Source organism: Phyllobacterium sp. P5_D12, from assembly GCF_054049495.1.
The window spans coordinates 1-1205 of the sequence record NZ_JBFUMG010000911.1 but is presented as its reverse complement, the minus strand read 5'-3'; the positions used below and the strand labels follow the sequence as shown (position 1 = coordinate 1205).

Below are 1205 nucleotides of genomic sequence, written 5' to 3'. Positions count from 1 at the left end.
GGTATAGATTGGACTATACTCTAATATTGTTCTGAAAATATTATGTTTTATCTGATCATGTCGTCGAGCATACGCTTGGCGTCACCGTCACCCTGTTCGGCGGCTTTTCACCACCAACGGACAGCTTGCGCATCATCTTTTGGCACGCCTTTGCCCTTTGAACACATCACACCGATGTTGTATTGAGCCTCAGTGTTTCCATGTTCAGCTGCCTTGATGGCGTCGGTCAGTGGTAGCTGTGGCCGCAATGATGAGTAGATAGTGCATATCCGTTATCTAGCTCACCCACGAATTCCAGATAATCAGTGTACCGGAGACCTGACTTCAAATGCCCGCCGTGACCAGATTCGAACCGCATACCCACTCAATGCGGTTTCTGAAGCTCGGTTCCAGTCGAGGCATTATGCGATTTTTCGGAGCGCAGACCGAGAACATTACAGACCGACAGCAGCCCGCATTGATAAAGTCCTTGGCGCAAGGCTGAGGGCCTTCCGCTTGGCCGCTGGTCTCAGCCAAATCCACCTCGGTGCATCCATGGGCATTTCAGGCACGCAAATCCAAAGTGCGAGAGCGGCAGCAACCGCATGGCGCTCAATGATCATCGCGTTATGCCATGTACTCAAGCTTGATCCAATGGCATTCCTTGTGGACTACTTCCCTCGCGGCTGACAGTAGTGCCATGGGCTGAAGCTTTCGGGAGCAACAGTCCAACCCAGCGCTTGATTTCCCGATTCTGCCGGATGCCAGAATTGAACAACTTGGCAGCTTCGTTAATAAAAGTTGCCCTCGCCCACTCAATTAGTCGCAAAGACATCCTGGCATCACAACGGCAATGCCTCTGTGGTGGCATGGGACGGGACATCAACGAGGATTGGTGCGTCCTGTAACTGCTTAACCTAATTGTCATTCTTGAGTTGCTTACTACTAAGACGCAGAAATCAGGAGACCAGGAAATGCTCAAGTTCATGTCCGCCGAAGGGCAGCCAGTTTACGTGAACCCGCATACCGTTGTAGCAGTCCAGAAATATCCTGACGCGCAACACACAACCATTCACACTCTGGGACCGCAAAGCCCTAGTCACTTCTGCATCCTGGTGAACGAAGAACCAGAGGCCGTTGCAACGCAGTGGCGGGAAGCCGTCAAACAGATTTCATCTTGATAACGATCACCTATACAACTTCATCCCAATTTCTAAGCGTCGGCT

At 51.1% G+C, this 1205-nt stretch carries 1 protein-coding gene; it reads right to left on the bottom strand.

The features are described from left to right. Positions 1-107: 107 nt before the first annotated feature. A complete protein-coding gene (locus ACXJ5O_RS27550; protein WP_457302685.1) occupies positions 108-248 on the bottom strand; it encodes a hypothetical protein in 141 nt (46 codons plus the stop codon). Positions 249-1205 lie beyond the last annotated feature (957 nt).